The 14,825-nt window shown below is 69.3% G+C and carries 15 protein-coding genes and 1 pseudogene; 10 read left to right on the top strand and 6 right to left on the bottom strand.

All coding sequences use genetic code 11. The features are described 5' to 3' along the window. Window positions 1–137: pseudogene (locus AB0F38_RS31385) on the top strand (IS30 family transposase); the annotation flags it as partial. A 76-nt stretch (window positions 138–213) separates the two neighbouring features. On the opposite strand, the gene serB reads toward AB0F38_RS31385, so the two are convergent. Beyond that, window positions 214–1,461 (bottom strand): phosphoserine phosphatase SerB, encoded by a 1,248-nt coding sequence (gene serB / locus AB0F38_RS31380; RefSeq protein ID WP_361900811.1) that lies wholly within the window; start codon window positions 1,459–1,461, stop codon window positions 214–216. A 281-nt stretch (window positions 1,462–1,742) separates the two neighbouring features. Here serB and AB0F38_RS31375 point away from each other — a divergent pair, with 281 nt between their 5' ends. Continuing rightward, window positions 1,743–4,298 carry an FHA domain-containing protein gene (locus tag AB0F38_RS31375; protein WP_361900809.1) on the top strand — a complete coding sequence of 852 codons (2,556 nt, stop codon included), beginning with the start codon at window positions 1,743–1,745 and terminating at the stop codon, window positions 4,296–4,298. A 141-nt stretch (window positions 4,299–4,439) separates the two neighbouring features. Here the strand turns inward: AB0F38_RS31375 and AB0F38_RS31370 are convergent, their stop codons facing one another. Next, window positions 4,440–5,201, bottom strand: a complete 762-nt coding sequence (locus AB0F38_RS31370; protein WP_361900807.1) for a transglycosylase SLT domain-containing protein — start codon at window positions 5,199–5,201, stop codon at window positions 4,440–4,442. A gap of 468 nt (window positions 5,202–5,669) precedes the next feature. Here AB0F38_RS31370 and AB0F38_RS31365 point away from each other — a divergent pair, with 468 nt between their 5' ends. Both AB0F38_RS31365 and AB0F38_RS31360 read left to right on the top strand, forming a co-directional pair. Further along, window positions 5,670–6,815, top strand: coding sequence for a GAF domain-containing sensor histidine kinase (locus tag AB0F38_RS31365; protein ID WP_361900805.1), 1,146 nt, complete (start codon window positions 5,670–5,672; stop codon window positions 6,813–6,815). Continuing rightward, complete coding sequence (locus tag AB0F38_RS31360) at window positions 6,808–7,452, top strand: response regulator transcription factor (protein WP_361900803.1); 645 nt, start codon at window positions 6,808–6,810, stop codon at window positions 7,450–7,452. Before AB0F38_RS31365 ends, AB0F38_RS31360 begins: the two co-directional genes overlap by 8 nt. A 121-nt stretch (window positions 7,453–7,573) precedes the next feature. Here AB0F38_RS31360 and AB0F38_RS31355 read toward each other — a convergent pair whose 3' ends face one another. Beyond that, window positions 7,574–8,356, bottom strand: coding sequence for a hypothetical protein (locus tag AB0F38_RS31355; protein WP_361900801.1), 783 nt, complete (start codon window positions 8,354–8,356; stop codon window positions 7,574–7,576). A gap of 121 nt (window positions 8,357–8,477) precedes the next feature. On the opposite strand from AB0F38_RS31355, the gene AB0F38_RS31350 reads away from it, so the two are divergent. From AB0F38_RS31350 to AB0F38_RS31335, 4 genes are all read left to right on the top strand, one after another. Then, window positions 8,478–9,278: an ABC transporter ATP-binding protein gene (locus AB0F38_RS31350; RefSeq protein WP_361900800.1), complete on the top strand. Its 801-nt coding sequence runs from the start codon at window positions 8,478–8,480 to the stop codon at window positions 9,276–9,278. A 65-nt stretch (window positions 9,279–9,343) separates the two neighbouring features. Then, window positions 9,344–9,772: an NfeD family protein gene (locus AB0F38_RS31345; protein ID WP_361900798.1), complete on the top strand. Its 429-nt coding sequence runs from the start codon at window positions 9,344–9,346 to the stop codon at window positions 9,770–9,772. 126 nt (window positions 9,773–9,898) lie between these two features. Further along, window positions 9,899–10,831 carry an SPFH domain-containing protein gene (locus AB0F38_RS31340; protein WP_361900796.1) on the top strand — a complete coding sequence of 311 codons (933 nt, stop codon included), beginning with the start codon at window positions 9,899–9,901 and terminating at the stop codon, window positions 10,829–10,831. Window positions 10,832–10,909: 78 nt separating this feature from the next. Continuing rightward, window positions 10,910–11,683, top strand: a complete 774-nt coding sequence (locus AB0F38_RS31335) for a sulfite exporter TauE/SafE family protein (protein WP_361900794.1) — start codon at window positions 10,910–10,912, stop codon at window positions 11,681–11,683. Window positions 11,684–11,732: 49 nt separating this feature from the next. Here AB0F38_RS31335 and AB0F38_RS31330 read toward each other — a convergent pair whose 3' ends face one another. The 3 genes from AB0F38_RS31330 to AB0F38_RS31320 all read right to left on the bottom strand — a co-directional run bounded on the left by AB0F38_RS31330 (window position 11,733) and on the right by AB0F38_RS31320 (window position 13,751). Continuing rightward, window positions 11,733–12,239, bottom strand: a complete 507-nt coding sequence (locus tag AB0F38_RS31330; RefSeq protein ID WP_361900792.1) for an HNH endonuclease — start codon at window positions 12,237–12,239, stop codon at window positions 11,733–11,735. Window positions 12,240–12,379: 140 nt separating this feature from the next. Beyond that, window positions 12,380–12,913 (bottom strand): YbhB/YbcL family Raf kinase inhibitor-like protein, encoded by a 534-nt coding sequence (locus AB0F38_RS31325; protein ID WP_361900790.1) that lies wholly within the window; start codon window positions 12,911–12,913, stop codon window positions 12,380–12,382. Between the two features lie 55 nt (window positions 12,914–12,968). Continuing rightward, window positions 12,969–13,751: a sporulation protein gene (locus AB0F38_RS31320; protein ID WP_361900788.1), complete on the bottom strand. Its 783-nt coding sequence runs from the start codon at window positions 13,749–13,751 to the stop codon at window positions 12,969–12,971. 86 nt (window positions 13,752–13,837) lie between these two features. Here AB0F38_RS31320 and AB0F38_RS31315 point away from each other — a divergent pair, with 86 nt between their 5' ends. Further along, on the top strand, window positions 13,838–14,479 hold the full coding sequence (locus AB0F38_RS31315) for a DNA-3-methyladenine glycosylase (protein WP_361900786.1): 642 nt from the start codon (window positions 13,838–13,840) through the stop codon (window positions 14,477–14,479). 142 nt (window positions 14,480–14,621) lie between these two features. Continuing rightward, the coding region (locus AB0F38_RS31310; protein WP_361900784.1) for a hypothetical protein at window positions 14,622–14,825 on the top strand (204 nt) is incomplete at its 3' end.

Here is a 14,825-nt window from a genome sequence, read left to right as displayed (position 1 = left end):
TCCCGAAAGGCACCGACCTGAGCGTCCACAGTCCCGAAGACCTCGAACACGTCGCCCAGGAACTCAACGGCCGCCCACGCAAGACGCTCGGCTGGGATACCCCAGCCGAGCGTCTACGTGATCTACTCACCACCTGAAAACCAGGCGGTGTTGCAACGACCCCTTGAACCCAAGCACGCGAGGGGCCACTTCGTACGCTGCTGTCCCCAGCGGTCAGTCGACGAGGCCGTCGGCCGCCTCGACCTCCTCGCGGGTGATCCCGAGCAGGTACAGCACGGTGTCCAGGAACGGGACGTTCACGGCCGTGTGCGCGGCCTCGCGGACCACCGGCTTGGCATTGAAGGCGACCCCCAGACCGGCCGTGTTCAGCATGTCCAGGTCGTTCGCGCCGTCCCCGATGGCCACCGTCTGCGCCAGCGGGACCCCCGCCTGCGCGGCGAAGCTGCGCAGCAGCCGGGCCTTGCCCGCCCGGTCCACGATGTCGCCCACGACCCGGCCGGTGAGCTTGCCGTCGACGACCTCCAGCGTGTTGGCGGAGGCGAAGTCGAGCCCGAGACGCTCCTTGAGGTCGTCCGTCACCTGGGTGAAGCCGCCCGAGACCACTCCCACCTGGTAGCCGAGCCGCTTCAGTGTGCGGATCAGGGTGCGCGCACCGGGGGTCAGCCTGACCTCGGCCCGCACCTTCTCCACCACCGACACGTCGAGTCCCGCCAGCAGCGCCACGCGGGCGTGCAGCGACTGCTCGAAGTCGAGCTCGCCGCGCATCGCCTGCTCGGTCACCTCGGCGACCTCGTCCTCGCAGCCGGCGTGCGCCGCGAAGAGCTCGATGACCTCGTCCTGGATGAGCGTCGAGTCCACGTCCATCACCACCAGGCGCTGCGCCCGGCGGCTCAGACCGGCCGAGACGACGGCGACGTCGACGCCGATCCCGGCCGCCTCCGTCGCCAGCGCGGTCCGCAACTCCTCGGTCCCGGTGCCGGACACCGCGAACTCGACGGCGGTGACGGGATATTTCGCCAGGCGGAAGATCCGGTCGATGTTGCCGCCCGTGGAGGTGATCCTGGCGGCTATGGCCGCCGTGGACTCCGCGGTCAGCGGGTGCCCCAGCACGGTCACGTGGGAACGGCCGTCGCCGCGGGGCCGGTTGTCACCCGTGCCGGAGATGATCTCGGCCTGCAGCTTCAGCGACTCCGCCCAGCTGTGCACGGTGGCCCGGAGGTCGCCCTCGGTCGTACCGTCCGATGCGGGGGAGGTCACCAGGGCGCAGAGGACTATGCGGCCGCGGGTCACGACCTGCTCGATGTCCACGACGTCGACGGAGTAGGCGGCCAGGGTGTCGAAGAGCCCGGCGGTGATACCGGGACGGTCCTTCCCGAAGATCTTGACGAGGAGTGTGGGTGCGTCCGCGCCCTGAGGGGGCTCAGGGAGCTCAGGAGACCGAGGGGGCTGAGATGCGCTCATGGTGTTCCCACCGTATAGGTCCGGCGCGCCGCCCCGAAGCCCGTCCCGAGTCGCGGACAGCCCTCGGCCCGGCCGGCGGCGCCCGGGCGGCGTGACGCGGGGCGGCTGTCCCGGATGGTGCGGTCCGGGCTGATTCCTCCCGGGCCGGACGGGCGCCGCACAGGCCTCCCCAGCGTCTTCACCCGCCCGGCTTTCCGTTCCGGGACTGCTCCTGGAATAGTTCGCCACGATGTTCAGCATCCCTAGACTCCCTGCAACGGGGGTGACTCGGGGGACGACTAGTGGGGCGCGGAGTGCCGGAACTCGTACTGGAATTGAACGGAAGGACCTGGGCGCTCGATCCGTCCAGGTCGTACACCCTCGGACGTGATCCGCAGGGCGACCTGTTGATCGACGACGCCAGGGTGTCGTGGCGGCATGCCACGATCAGCTGGAACGGCCGCAGTTGGTTCATCGAGGACCACGGCAGCACCAACGGCACCTATGCGCAGGGCCGGCGGATCCAGCAGATGGAGATCGGTCCCGGCGCGTCGCTGAACCTGGGCAACGCCACCGACGGACCGCGGCTGAGCCTCACCGCCGCTGCCGCGGGTGCGGGTGTGCCCGGCGGGCAGGCGGTGGCGGCGCAGCAGGCTCCCGCACAGCCGCAGCAGCCCGCGCGGGGAGCCGCCGGCTGGCCCGACCCGGCGCAGCAACAGCAGCATGCCTGGCAGCAGCAGGCCCCGGCTCCGCACCAGCAGGGTCAGGTCCCGCACCAGCAGGGCCCGGGACAGGTGCCCCAAGCGGGCGGATCCGGTGGTGCCGCGGGGGCGCCACCGGTCTACGGCGACCGCAGCCCGACCACCTTCCACCAGCTGGACCTCGGCAGGGTCATGCGCATCGGTCGTGCGCTGGAGAACGAGCTGGTCGTCTCCGACCTGCAGGTCTCCCGGCTGCACGCCGAATTCCGGGCGACGCCCGACGGCCGCTTCGAGATCCGCGACCTCGGATCCCACAACGGCACGTACGTCAACGGCCAGCCGCTCAGCAAATCCGGCTCCGCGCTCATCGGCCCGAACGACATCGTCGGCGTCGGTCACTCGACCTTCCGGCTGGTCGGGGACCGGCTGGAAGAGTTCGTCGACACCGGTGAGGTCTCCTTCTCCGCCCGACACCTCACGGTGACGGTCGACGGGGGCAAGGACATCCTCAAGGACGTCTCGTTCGGCGTCCCGGAGAAGTCCCTGATCGCCGTCATCGGCCCGTCCGGTTCCGGCAAGTCCACCCTGCTCAAGGCGCTCACCGGCTACCGGCCCGCCAACCAGGGCGACGTGCTCTACGACAACCGGAACCTGTACAAGCAGTTCGCCGAGCTGCGGCAGCGCATCGGCCTGGTCCCGCAGGACGACATCCTGCACAAGGAACTCACGGTCACCAAGGCCCTCAAGTACGCGGCCAAGCTCCGCTTCCCCGCGGACACCACCGAGTCCGAGCGCACCGCCCGGATCCATGAGGTCCTCGCCGAGCTCAAGCTCGACATCCACAAGGACAAGAAGGTCACCTCCCTCTCCGGCGGCCAGCGCAAGCGCGTCTCCGTGGCCCTGGAGCTGCTGACCAAGCCGTCGCTGATCTTCCTGGACGAGCCGACCTCGGGCCTCGACCCGGGTATGGACCGCGATGTCATGCAGCTGCTGCGCGGCCTCGCCGACGACGGGCGTACGGTCCTGGTCGTCACGCACTCCGTGGCCGAGCTGGCGATCTGCGACAAGCTCCTCGTCATGGCGCCCGGCGGGTCCGTCGCCTACTTCGGGCCTCCCGAGGAGGCCCTGAACTTCTTCGGGTACACCAGCTGGGCCGACGTGTTCTCCGCGTTCGAGAACTACCGCGACTACGACTGGGCGGGCCGCTGGCGCGGGTCGCAGCACTACCAGATGTACGCCGCCGACCTCGACGCCGTCGCCGCGCAGCCCGTGCACATGCCCTCCCCCCAGCAGATGCGCCAGCCGAAGCCGCAGGGCTGGATGACGCAGCTGTGGACGCTGATGAGCCGGTACGTCTCGGTGATCGCGTCCGACAAGGGCTTCCTGGGCCTGATGGTGATCCTGCCGGCCGTGCTCGGCGTGGTCAGCGTGGTCATCCCGTCGGACTTCGGCCTGGCGGAACCCACTCCGCCGGCCCGGTTCAACGGCAAGGCGGGGACGATCATGCTGATCCTCGCCGTCGGGATGTGCTTCTCCGGTGCGGCGAACTCCGTACGGGAGCTGATCAAGGAACGCGTGATCTACGAACGGGAGCGGGCCACCGGCCTCTCCCGCTCCGCCTATCTGTGCTCCAAGGTGATCGTCCTCGGCGTGATCACCGCACTCCAGGGCGTGATCATCTGCGGCATCGGCTTCGCCACCCGCGAGCTGCCGGAGGAGGGCCTGTTCATGCCCCCCGCCGTGGAGATCTGCCTCTCGATCATCGCGCTCGGCTTCACGTCGATGATGTTCGGCCTGATGATCTCCTCGCTGGTGAAGACGTCCGAGAAGACCATGCCGCTGCTGGTCATGTTCGCGATCGTCCAGGTGGTCTTCACCGGTGTGCTCTTCCAGGTGTACGGATCGCCGGGCCTGGAGCAGTTCGCCTGGCTGATGCCGTCCCGCTGGGCGATGGCCGCGGCCGGCAGCACGCTGGACCTCGCCCACCTCATGCCGCCGTGGGACCCGGAGAACCCGACCGACCTGGACCCGCTCTGGGATCACACGGCCGGCCAGTGGGGGATGAACATCGCGGTGCTGCTGTTCCTCGGCGCCGTCTGCTTCTTCGCGGTCGCACGGCTGCTGCGCCGCCACGAGCCGGAGGTCATGCGCAAGTAGCGCGCCTGCCCCGCCCGGATCACGCCCGAGGGCGGCACCCCGCACGGGGTGCCGCCCTTCGGCGTGTGCCGGCCGTCGCGCGGTTCGGTGAACCGTCGCGACAGCTCGGTCGGGCCGTCATGCCGTTGTGCCGGGCCCTGCTCAGTACGCGCTGTCGACGTTGTCGATCGAGCCGTACTTGTCCGCGGCGTAGTTGGCCGCAGCGGTGATGTTGGCGACCGGGTCGTACTGGTCGTGCTTGGTGCCGGCGACGTGGTAGAAGTCGAACGTGGGCTTGATGACCTGCAGCAGGCCCTTCGACGGGACGCCGTTGATCGCGTTGATGTCCCAGTTGTTGATCGCACGCGGGTTACCGCTGGACTCGCGGATGATGTTGCGGTGCAGCCCCTCGTACGTGCCGGGGATGTTCTTCTTGTCCATGATCGCGAGAGCCTCGCGGATCCAGCCGTCCAGGTTGTCGGCGTAGACCGGCTTGCGGTCGGCCGCACGGCTCGCCTTCTTGGCGGAACGCTTCTTCGCGTCGGCCTTGGCCTTGGCGGCGGCCTTCTTCTTGGCCGCGGCTTCCTTCTTGGCCTCGGCTGCGGCCTTGGCCTTCGCCTCGTTCTTGGCGGCGGCCTTCTTCTCGGCGGCGGCCTTGGCCTTGGCGGAGTCCGCGGCCTTCACCAGCTGTGCGGCGGTGGAGTGCTGCTCGATGACACTGGCCTGGACGGACTTCGTCTGCGAAGAACCGGAGAAGGCCACCGGGGCACCGGAGATCGCCTGCGGCTCGGTCGTGGCCGAGGCGTTGTCCGGGACGAGCGAGAAAGCGAGAGCGGCAGCGGCCAGAGTGGAGACACCGGCGACGGAGAGCTTCTGCGCCTTGTTCAGGCGACGGCTACGGCTGGAGATGCGGGACACGGACATGCAGTCGTACCTCTTCGAATAGCAGGAGTCCTCACGGAGGACGCGGACGGGAGCGCAGTGCGCATCTCCGTCGTGGACAGATGCAATTCTTAGCGCCAGCAAAATGTGCTGGCAAAGGTGTGACGTACGAAGCTGAGTAGTGGATCCGGGAGTCGTTCGTGCCTCCTTGTCCGGTTTATGAGTTGGCGTATTGCCCGTTTAATGGCAACTATCCAACCTCGTAAGTGACGTGGGTCCTATGCCTGGGCTCACAGGGGGTGCCCCCTGAGCTCACAAATCGTTGCTCTCGTAATGCGGAGTGTTACGTTCCTGCCGGCAGGAGGAAGTGGACATCCCCGAACTCGCGGCAGCCCGCACGCCCCACCCGCCCAAGGCACCTGTCCACACTTCGGCCTAGTCCCCGCGCCCCATACGGCAGCCGTCCACAGCCCGATACGGCCCCGCCGCACCCGCCGGTACGGTGAGGGCATGAGCCATCGCCCCCCGTCGGGCCTCGCCTCGGTCAGCGCCGCGCTGCTCGCCATGAGCCGGCACCTGGACGTGCGGGACGTCCTCAAGACGATCGTCGCCTCCGCACGCGAACTGCTGGACGCCGAGTACGCGGCCCTGGGCGTCCCCGACGACCACGGCGGCTTCGCCCAGTTCGTCGTCGACGGGATCAGCGACGAGCAGTGGAAGGCCATCGGCCCGCTGCCCCGGCAGCACGGCATCCTCGCCGCGATGCTCCACGACGCGAAGCCCGAGCGGCTCGCCGACGTCCGCGAGGACCCCCGCTTCGGGGGCTGGCCCGACGCCCACCCGGACATGTCCGACTTCCTCGGCCTGCCCATCCAGGACGGCGACGAGATCATCGGCGCACTCTTCCTCGCCAACAAGCAGTGCCCCAAGCCCGAGGGCGGCTGCGGTTTCACCGAGGAGGACGAGGAGCTCCTGGGCATGCTCGCCCAGCACGCCGCGATCGCCCTCACCAACGCCCGGCTGTACGAACGCAGCCGCGAGCTCACGATCGCCGAGGAGCGCTCCCGGCTCGCCCACGAGCTGCACGACGCCGTCAGCCAGAAGCTCTTCTCGCTCCGGCTGACCGCGCAGGCCGCCGCCGCCCTCGTCGACCGCGACCCGGCCCGCGCCAAGGGCGAACTCCAGCAGGTCGCCGCCCTCGCCGCGGAGGCCGTCGACGAGCTGCGCGCCGCCGTCGTCGAGCTGCGCCCCGCAGCGCTGGACGAGGACGGCCTGGTCGCCACGCTCCGCACCCAGATCCAGGTCCTGGACCGCGCGCACAGTGCCCGCGTCACCTTCGAGAGCGCCGGAGTGCGCGCCCTGCCCTCCGCCCAGGAGGAGGCGCTGCTCAGGGTGGCGCAGGAAGCCCTGCACAACGCCCTGCGCCACTCCGGCGCCGCGCAGGTCACCGTCGTCCTCGGCCGGCACACCTCCGCCACGGTGCTCCGGATCACCGACGACGGCCGCGGCTTCGATCCCCAAGCGGTCCGGCGCGCCGGCCGTCACCTGGGCCTCGTCTCCATGCGCCACCGGGCCGGCAGCGTCGGAGGCAGGCTCACCGTCGCATCGGAGCCCGGCACGGGCACCACGATCCATATGGAGGTCCCCTGTGGCTGACAAGATCATCAGGGTGCTGCTGGTCGACGACCACCAGGTGGTCCGGCGCGGACTGCGTACGTTCCTGGAGGTCCAGGACGACATAGAGGTCGTCGGAGAGGCCGCCGACGGGGCCGAGGGCGTCGCCAGGACGGAGGAGCTCGGGCCCGACATCGTCCTGATGGACATCAAGATGCCGGGTACGGACGGGATCGAGGCCCTGCGCAAGCTCAGGGAGCTGGACAACCCGGCGAAGGTGCTGATAGTGACCAGCTTCACCGAGCAGCGCACGGTCGTCCCCGCCCTTCGCGCGGGGGCGGCCGGCTACGTGTACAAGGACGTCGACCCGGACGCCCTGGCCGGAGCGATCCGCTCGGTCCACGCGGGCCACGTCCTGCTCCAGCCGGAGGTCGCCGGCGCCCTGCTCGCCCAGGAGGACACCGGCAGCGGTACGGGCCGGGGGAGCACCCTGACCGAACGGGAGCGGGAGGTGCTCGGACTGATCGCCGACGGCCGTTCCAACCGCGAGATCGCCCGGGCGCTCGTCCTCTCGGAGAAGACGGTCAAGACGCACGTGTCGAACATCCTGATGAAGCTCGACCTGTCGGACCGGACCCAGGCCGCGCTCTGGGCGGTCCGGCACGGGGCGGCGGGCTGAGGAGGCGGGAAACGGAGGGCGGAAGGGCTGCCCCCTCACCGCCGGACGGGCAGCCCGGCCTGTCCGGCGTGCGAGCAGCCCGGCCGTCCGGCGGTGCGGGGCCGCACCGTACGTACCCGGGTCAGCCGCGCCCCCGCTCCTCCACGTACGCGTTGTACGCGGCGACCTGCGCCCGCCGGGCCACCCGCTCCACCGGTCGCAGCGCCTCGCCCCGGGCCGCGATCTCCGAAGCGCTCACCGCGCCGCCGTGCCCGTTCTCATGGGCCACCGAGATCAGCAGTCCCACCCGCTGGGCGAGCTCCAGCACCCGTACCGCCCGCGGCGGATATCCCGGGGCCAGCACCTCGCGCCCCCGCTCCGCCCGCGCCCGGTACGCGTCCACCGCAGCCTCGGCCACCGGACCGGAACCGGCGACGTCCAGCCGGGCCAGCACCGCCGTCGCATCCCGCAGCGCCTCCGCGAGCTCCCGCTCCGCCTCACCCAGCGAAGGGACATCGGCGGGGGGCGCCTCCCGTACCGCCAGGCAGCGCCACACCACCTCGGCATGCACATCCCCGGCGGGCCCCACCTCGCTCACCTCCGGCACGAGCCCGAACGGCGCCCCGGACGTGACCACCGCCTCCTCCGCCTCCAGCGCCCGGGCATTGAAGTCCGGCGGCCCACTGAGCCCCAGCGGATGCCCGGGCACCGGCAGCGCCACCCGGAAACCGGTGGCCCCGAGCCCCCTCAGCCTGCCGAGCGCCAGCGTGAGCCCGACCGGCCCCGCCTCACCCGGCAGTCCCTCGACGCGGTGCACCGCGTCCTCACCGACAATCGCGAGCGCTGCGTCGTCCGGTGACACAAGTCCGGCCAAAAGCGCGTTTCCCCATGCGGCGAGCCGCCCTGAGCGTGGTTCCGAAAGCATGGGAACAGCCTAGGGAACGGACCTAGGAGTCGGAGCACTCCTGGGGTGGCGTAGGTTTTCCCTGGGAGCTGTGCCCACAGGCACGCGACGATCTCGACACTGCATGGGGAGACAACGCGCCATGAGCGATGTACTGGAGCTGGTGGACGTATCCGTGGTCCGCGACGGACGCGCTCTGGTGGACGACGTCTCCTGGTCGGTCAAGGAGGGGGAGCGCTGGGTCATCCTCGGCCCCAACGGCGCCGGCAAGACCACCCTGCTCAACATCGCGTCGAGCTACCTCTTCCCGAGCGCCGGCACGGCCAGGATCCTCGGCGAGCAGCTCGGCGGGGTCGGTACCGACGTCTTCGAGCTCCGCCCCCGGATCGGCATCGCCGGTGTGGCCATGGCCGACAAGCTGCCCAAGCGCCAGACCGTGCTCCAGACGGTGCTCACCGCCGCGTACGGCATGACCGCCACCTGGCACGAGAGCTACGAGGCCGTCGACGAGGAGCGCGCCCGCGCCTTTCTCGACCGGCTCGGCATGACCGAGTTCCTCGACCGCAAGTTCGGCACCCTCTCCGAGGGCGAGCGCAAGCGCACCCTGATCGCCCGCGCCATGATGACCGACCCCGAGCTCCTCCTCCTGGACGAGCCCGCCGCAGGGCTCGACCTCGGCGGCCGCGAGGACCTGGTGCGCCGACTGGGCCGGCTCGCCCGCGATCCGTACGCCCCTTCCATGATCATGGTCACCCATCACGTCGAGGAGATCGCGCCCGGCTTCACCCACGTCCTGATGATCCGCCAGGGCAAGGTGCTCGCCGCGGGTCCCATGGAGACCGAACTCAGTTCCCGCAACCTCTCGCTCTGCTTCGGCCTGCCGCTCGTCGTCACGCACACCGGCGACCGTTACACGGCCCACGGACTGCCGCTCTCCAAGTAGTTGACAGACAGTCACCTCCCCCGGCGCACTGTCGGTGAGGGTGCCCGCGGTCCTACGATGAATCCGTGGACATCGACGCGTGGGTGTGGTGGCTGATCGGCGCGGTAGGACTGGGCATTCCCCTCGTCCTGACCGCCATGCCCGAATTCGGCATGTTCGCCGTCGGGGCGGTGGCCGCAGCGGTCGTCGCCGCCCTCGGCGGTGGCATCGTCGCCCAAGTGCTGGTCTTCGTGGTGGTGTCGGTGGCGCTCATCGCGGTCGTGCGCCCCATCGCCGCGAGGCAGCGCTCGGGCCGGACCGGGCACGCCAGCGGAATCGATGCGCTGAAAGGCCGTCAGGCCGTCGTCCTGGCAAGGGTGGACGCCCGCGGCGGGCGCATCAAGCTCGCCGGCGAGGTCTGGTCCGCGCGCACGCTCGACAGCGATCAGAGTTTTGAACCCGGCCAGCAGGTCGATGTAGTGGACATCGACGGAGCAACGGCCGTCGTCATGTGAGAAGCGGTCACACGGCAGGCCGGAGTCTGCCAGACTCGAAGTCGATCATCATGAGAATGCGACCGTCATGACCGTTCGACCTCGATCATCGCGATCCGTCGGCAACCGAAGGGCACGAGGCACACGATGCAACCGATCATCATCGTCCTGATCATTCTGGTGGTGCTCGTCTTCATCGCCCTGATCAAGACGATCCAGGTCATCCCACAGGCCAGTGCCGCCATCGTGGAGCGCTTCGGCCGCTACACCCGCACCCTCAACGCCGGGCTGAACATCGTCGTCCCGTTCATCGACTCGATCCGCAACCGGATCGACCTCCGTGAACAGGTCGTCCCCTTCCCGCCCCAGCCGGTGATCACCCAGGACAACCTCGTCGTCAACATCGACACCGTCATCTACTACCAGGTGACCGACGCCCGCGCCGCGACCTACGAAGTCGCCAGCTACATCCAGGCGATCGAGCAGCTCACCGTCACCACGCTCCGCAACATCATCGGCGGCATGGACCTCGAACGGACGCTGACCTCCCGCGAGGAGATCAACGCGGCGCTCCGTGGAGTCCTCGACGAGGCCACCGGCAAGTGGGGCATCCGCGTCAACCGCGTCGAGCTCAAGGCCATCGAGCCGCCGACCTCCATCCAGGACTCGATGGAGAAGCAGATGCGCGCCGACCGTGACAAGCGCGCCGCGATCCTCACAGCCGAGGGCATCAGGCAGTCCGCGATCCTCACCGCGGAGGGCGAGAAGCAGTCCGCGATCCTGCGCGCGGAGGGAGAGTCCAAGGCGTCCGCCCTGCGTGCCGAGGGCGAGGCCCAGGCCATCCGTACGGTCTTCGAGTCCATCCACGCCGGAGACCCGGACCAGAAGCTCCTCTCCTACCAGTACCTCCAGATGCTCCCGAAGATCGCCGAGGGCGACGCCAACAAGCTCTGGATCGTGCCCAGCGAGATCGGCGACGCGCTCAAGGGCCTCAGCGGCGCCTTCGGCAACCTCGGAGGCGGAGTCCCCGGCTTCGACAACAGCAGCAAGGAACGCCGGGAGCAGCCCCCGGTCGACTGACCGGGGCACCCCTTCGTGCAAGATCAGTGAGGCCCCTCGACCTTCATGGCGGGGAGGTAACACTGACCACCGAAGGAGATGGCCTTGTCCATCTGGGAAATTCTCGCGGTCTTCGCGGCCGGAGTCGGCGCAGGAACGATCAACACCATCGTCGGCTCCGGCACGTTGATCACCTTCCCCGTCCTGCTCGCCACCGGCATGCCGCCGGTCACCGCCACCGTCTCCAACGCACTCGGCCTGATCCCGGGGTCGATCAGCGGTGCCATCGGATACCGCCGGGAACTGGCCGGACAGCGCCGCCGCATCCTCAGGCTGAGCGTCGGCGCACTCGTCGGCGGCCTCACCGGTGCCACGCTCCTGCTGGCCCTGCCCTCCACGGCGTTCGAGACGATCGTCCCCGTCCTGGTGGCCCTCGCCCTCGTCCTGGTCATCCTGCAGCCCCGCATCAGCAAGGCCGTCCAGCGCCGCCGCGCGCACACCGGCGTCCCCACCCACCCCGACGGCGGCCCGCTCCTGGTCATCGGGCTGATGCTCGCCAGCGTCTACGGCGGCTACTTCACGGCGGCCCAGGGCATCATCTACCTCTCCCTGATGGGCATGCTGCTCGACGACACGATGCAGCGCCTCAACGCCGTCAAGAACGTCCTCGCCGCGGTCGTCAACAGCGTCGCCGCGCTCTTCTTCCTCTTCGTGGCGGACTTCGACTGGACGGCCGTACTGCTCATCGCCGTGGGCTCCGCGATCGGCGGACAGATCGGGGCCACGGTGGGCCGACGGCTCAGTCCGGGCTTCCTGCGCGCACTCATCGTCGTCGTCGGCACGGCGGCCATCGTCCAGCTGGTGCTGCGCTGAGCACGGAGGCCTGTCCGCGGGGGAGACGGGCCTCCCCACCGCACCGCGGCTACGCGGCGGACCGCGCCAGCCACTCCGGCAGCGCCGACCGGTCACCGGCCCCCAGCGCGAGCAGCATCGCGTCTGCGGGGGACGGGACGAACGGCTGACGCAGCAGCGGCATGTCCGCCTGCTCGGGTGTCCGGGCCGCCTTGCGGTGGTTGTCCTCGGCGCAGGACGCCACGGTGTTCAGCCAGGTGTCCTGACCGCCCTGGGCGCGCGGCACCACGTGGTCGACGGTGCTCGCCCGCCGGCCGCAGTACGCGCACCGGTGCTGGTCCCGTATGAGGACGCCCTTCCTGGACCACGGGGCGTGTCTTCGGAACGGCACCCGCACGTACCGGCAGAGCCTGATGACCCGGGGCACGGGGATGTCGACGGCGGCACCACGCATACGCAGGCCGGGGTGCGACTGCTCGACCACTGCCTTGTCCTGGAGGATCAGCACCACCGCACGGTTGAGCGTCACCGTCGACAGCGGCTCGAAGCTCGCGTTGAGCACCAGTGTGTCCCGCATCCTGCCCACCTCCCGTGTGCCGCCCGCCCGGTGACGGGCCCGGATCAACTCTGGCCGGGCGAGCCGTGATGGACAACGCAATAAAAATGCCCTGCTCTGATCTCTCCAAGACCAGGGCAGGGCAAACAGCGGGCGAACCCTCAGCTTTCGGGAGCCGCGTACTCACCGATCAGGCGGGCGCGGCCCAGCGTGTGGAACCGCAGATTGAAACCGACGGCCGCGGGCGACGCGTCGCTGTCCGGCCCGAGCTTCTCGGTGTCCACCGCGTACACGGTGAAGACGTAGCGGTGGTTCTCACCGGCCGGCGGCGCGGCACCGCCGAAGTCCTTCGACCCGTAGTCGTTCCGGGCATGGACGGCCCCCTGGGGCAGCCCTTCGAACCGGCCGTTCCCGGCACCGGCCGGGAGCTCCGTGACCGATGCCGGGATGTCGAACAGCACCCAGTGCCAGAACCCGCTGCCCGTGGGGGCGTCCGGGTCGAAGCACGTCACGGCGAAGCTCTTCGTCTCCGCGGGGAAGCCCTCCCACCGCAGCTGCGGGGAGGTGTTCCCCGCAGCGAACACCTGCGCGTCCGCGAGTACGGCTCCCGGCGCGAGGTCCTCGCTCACCACGGTGAACGAGGGAACCTCGGGATGGAAGTCGTGCGGCAGCGGCGCCCTCTTCGGCTCGGTCACGTCAGCACCTCTCCTGATCGGCTGTGAAGCGTCCTTCCACCGACCCTAGGCCGTGTCAGAGCCAGTTGCGCTGTCCGCCGACCTGGGAGAGCCACTGGTTGAGGTAGGCGGCCCAGTCCGTGCCCTGGAAGTCGTCGTGGCCGACCTTGAATGCACGGTAGGAGTCGCTGCCCTCACTGAAGAGGCCCGGCTTCTTGTCCATCTCCAGCACGACGTCCATCTCGCGGTCGTCCGCGACGAACGTCAGCTCGACCTGGTGCAGTCCGCGGTACTGCTGCGGCGGGAAGAACTCGATCTCCTGGTAGAACGGCAGCCGCTGGCGTGTGCCGCGGATGTGACCGCGCTCCATGTCCGCGGCACGGAAGCTGAAGCCCAGCTGCCCGAAGGCGTCCAGGATGGCCTGCTGGGCGGGGAGCGGGTGCACGTTGATCGGGTCCAGGTCGCCCGAGTCCAGGGCGCGGGCGATCTCCAGCTCCGTGGTGACGCCGATGTTCATGCCGCGCAGGTGCTGCCCGGCGAACATGGTGATCGGGGTCTCCCACGGAATCTCGAGCCCGAACGGCACGACGTGCACGGCGCCCGCCTTCGCCTCGAAGGCACCGCCCAGGCGCAGCTTGGTGAACTCGATGTCCTGCTTGGTCTCCTGGTCCCCGCCTTCGACCTCGACCCGCGCCTGCAGTCCGACCGAGAGAGCCTCGATCTGCTGGTCGACGGAACCGCCCTGGATCCGCACCTCGCCCTGGACGACCCCACCGGGGACGACGTTGACTTCGGTCAGCTCGGTCTCGACCGAAGCACCGCCGGCACCCATGCTCGCGAGCAGTCGCTTGAAGCCCATGATTTTCCTCCTTGGTCCTGACCCCTACATACGCGCCACGACCGTAGCCGGTTCCCGTTCCACCGATCCCAGTACCCTCGGTCGCCATGAACAAGGGCACGGACCGTACGCCGCTCACGCGGGACTTCTTCGACCGCCCCGTCCTGGACGTGGCGCCCGATCTGCTGGGCCGCGTCCTCGTCCGCTCCACCGAAGACGGCCCCATCGAGCTGCGGCTCACGGAGGTGGAGGCGTACGCGGGCGAGGTCGACCCCGGCTCCCACGCGTTCCGCGGCCGGACGCCCCGCAACAGCGTGATGTTCGGCCCGCCGGGCCACTCGTACGTCTACTTCACGTACGGGATGTGGCATTGCCTCAACCTGGTGTGCGGGCCGGAGGGCGTGGCGAGCGGTGTTCTGCTGCGGGCGGGCGAGATCGGCATCGGGGCGGAGATGGCCCGCAAACGTCGGATCTCAGCCCGTCATGACAGAGAACTGGCCAAAGGGCCGGCTCGTCTGGCCACCGCCCTGGATGTGGACCGCGCGCTGGACGGGAGCGATGTGGTCGCCGGCCCGGATGCCGTCCTGTCCGTACTGCGAGGCACCCCACCACCTCGCGAGCACGTACGGAGCGGACCCCGCACCGGTGTCGGGGGAGACGGCTCCCACCAGCCGTGGCGCTTCTGGATCGACGGCGACCCCACGGTCAGCCCCTACCGGGCCCATGCGCCGCGCCGCCGCTCAACTTGACTCTCCCCTGCCGTTTCCCTAATGTAGTCCGAGCCGCTTGAACGGATGCAGTTGTTGTTGGTACGGCCCATCGGGCCGGACCGAAGCATCGTGAGAGGGCCAACCACTACCTACGATTGACCCTGACGGGTGTAATTTCGGCATGCCGGAATTCGCCTGGCGACTCGATTATGAGTCACCGAGGAAATCAGTTAACGTAGTGACCGCCGGAAAGGGAAACGCGAAAGCGTGGAACTGGAAAGCACAGCAACAATTCTCCTGCTTAGCAGGGGCCCGCTTCGACCGGGAATCGGACACGAAAGAGTCTGATAGAGTCGGAAACGCAAGAACGAAGGGAAGCGCCCGG

The organism is Streptomyces sp. NPDC025273, assembly GCF_040638585.1.
Lineage (GTDB): Bacteria > Actinomycetota > Actinomycetes > Streptomycetales > Streptomycetaceae > Streptomyces > Streptomyces cinereorectus.
This window is presented reverse-complemented; position numbering and strand designations above follow the sequence as displayed.

Bases quoted from the DNA above. Each gene is read 5' to 3' on its own strand.
- AB0F38_RS31340 (WP_361900796.1), top strand. From the start codon at position 9,899: ATGCAACCGATCATCATCGTCCTGATCATTCTGGTGGTGCTCGTCTTC.
- AB0F38_RS31320 (WP_361900788.1), bottom strand. From the start codon at position 13,751: ATGGGCTTCAAGCGACTGCTCGCGAGCATGGGTGCCGGCGGTGCTTCG.
- AB0F38_RS31350 (WP_361900800.1), top strand. From the start codon at position 8,478: ATGAGCGATGTACTGGAGCTGGTGGACGTATCCGTGGTCCGCGACGGA.
- serB (WP_361900811.1), bottom strand. From the start codon at position 1,461: ATGAGCGCATCTCAGCCCCCTCGGTCTCCTGAGCTCCCTGAGCCCCCT.
- AB0F38_RS31355 (WP_361900801.1), bottom strand. From the start codon at position 8,356: ATGCTTTCGGAACCACGCTCAGGGCGGCTCGCCGCATGGGGAAACGCG.
- AB0F38_RS31330 (WP_361900792.1), bottom strand. From the start codon at position 12,239: ATGCGGGACACACTGGTGCTCAACGCGAGCTTCGAGCCGCTGTCGACG.
- AB0F38_RS31365 (WP_361900805.1), top strand. From the start codon at position 5,670: ATGAGCCATCGCCCCCCGTCGGGCCTCGCCTCGGTCAGCGCCGCGCTG.
- AB0F38_RS31370 (WP_361900807.1), bottom strand. From the start codon at position 5,201: ATGTCCGTGTCCCGCATCTCCAGCCGTAGCCGTCGCCTGAACAAGGCG.
- AB0F38_RS31315 (WP_361900786.1), top strand. From the start codon at position 13,838: ATGAACAAGGGCACGGACCGTACGCCGCTCACGCGGGACTTCTTCGAC.
- AB0F38_RS31335 (WP_361900794.1), top strand. From the start codon at position 10,910: ATGGCCTTGTCCATCTGGGAAATTCTCGCGGTCTTCGCGGCCGGAGTC.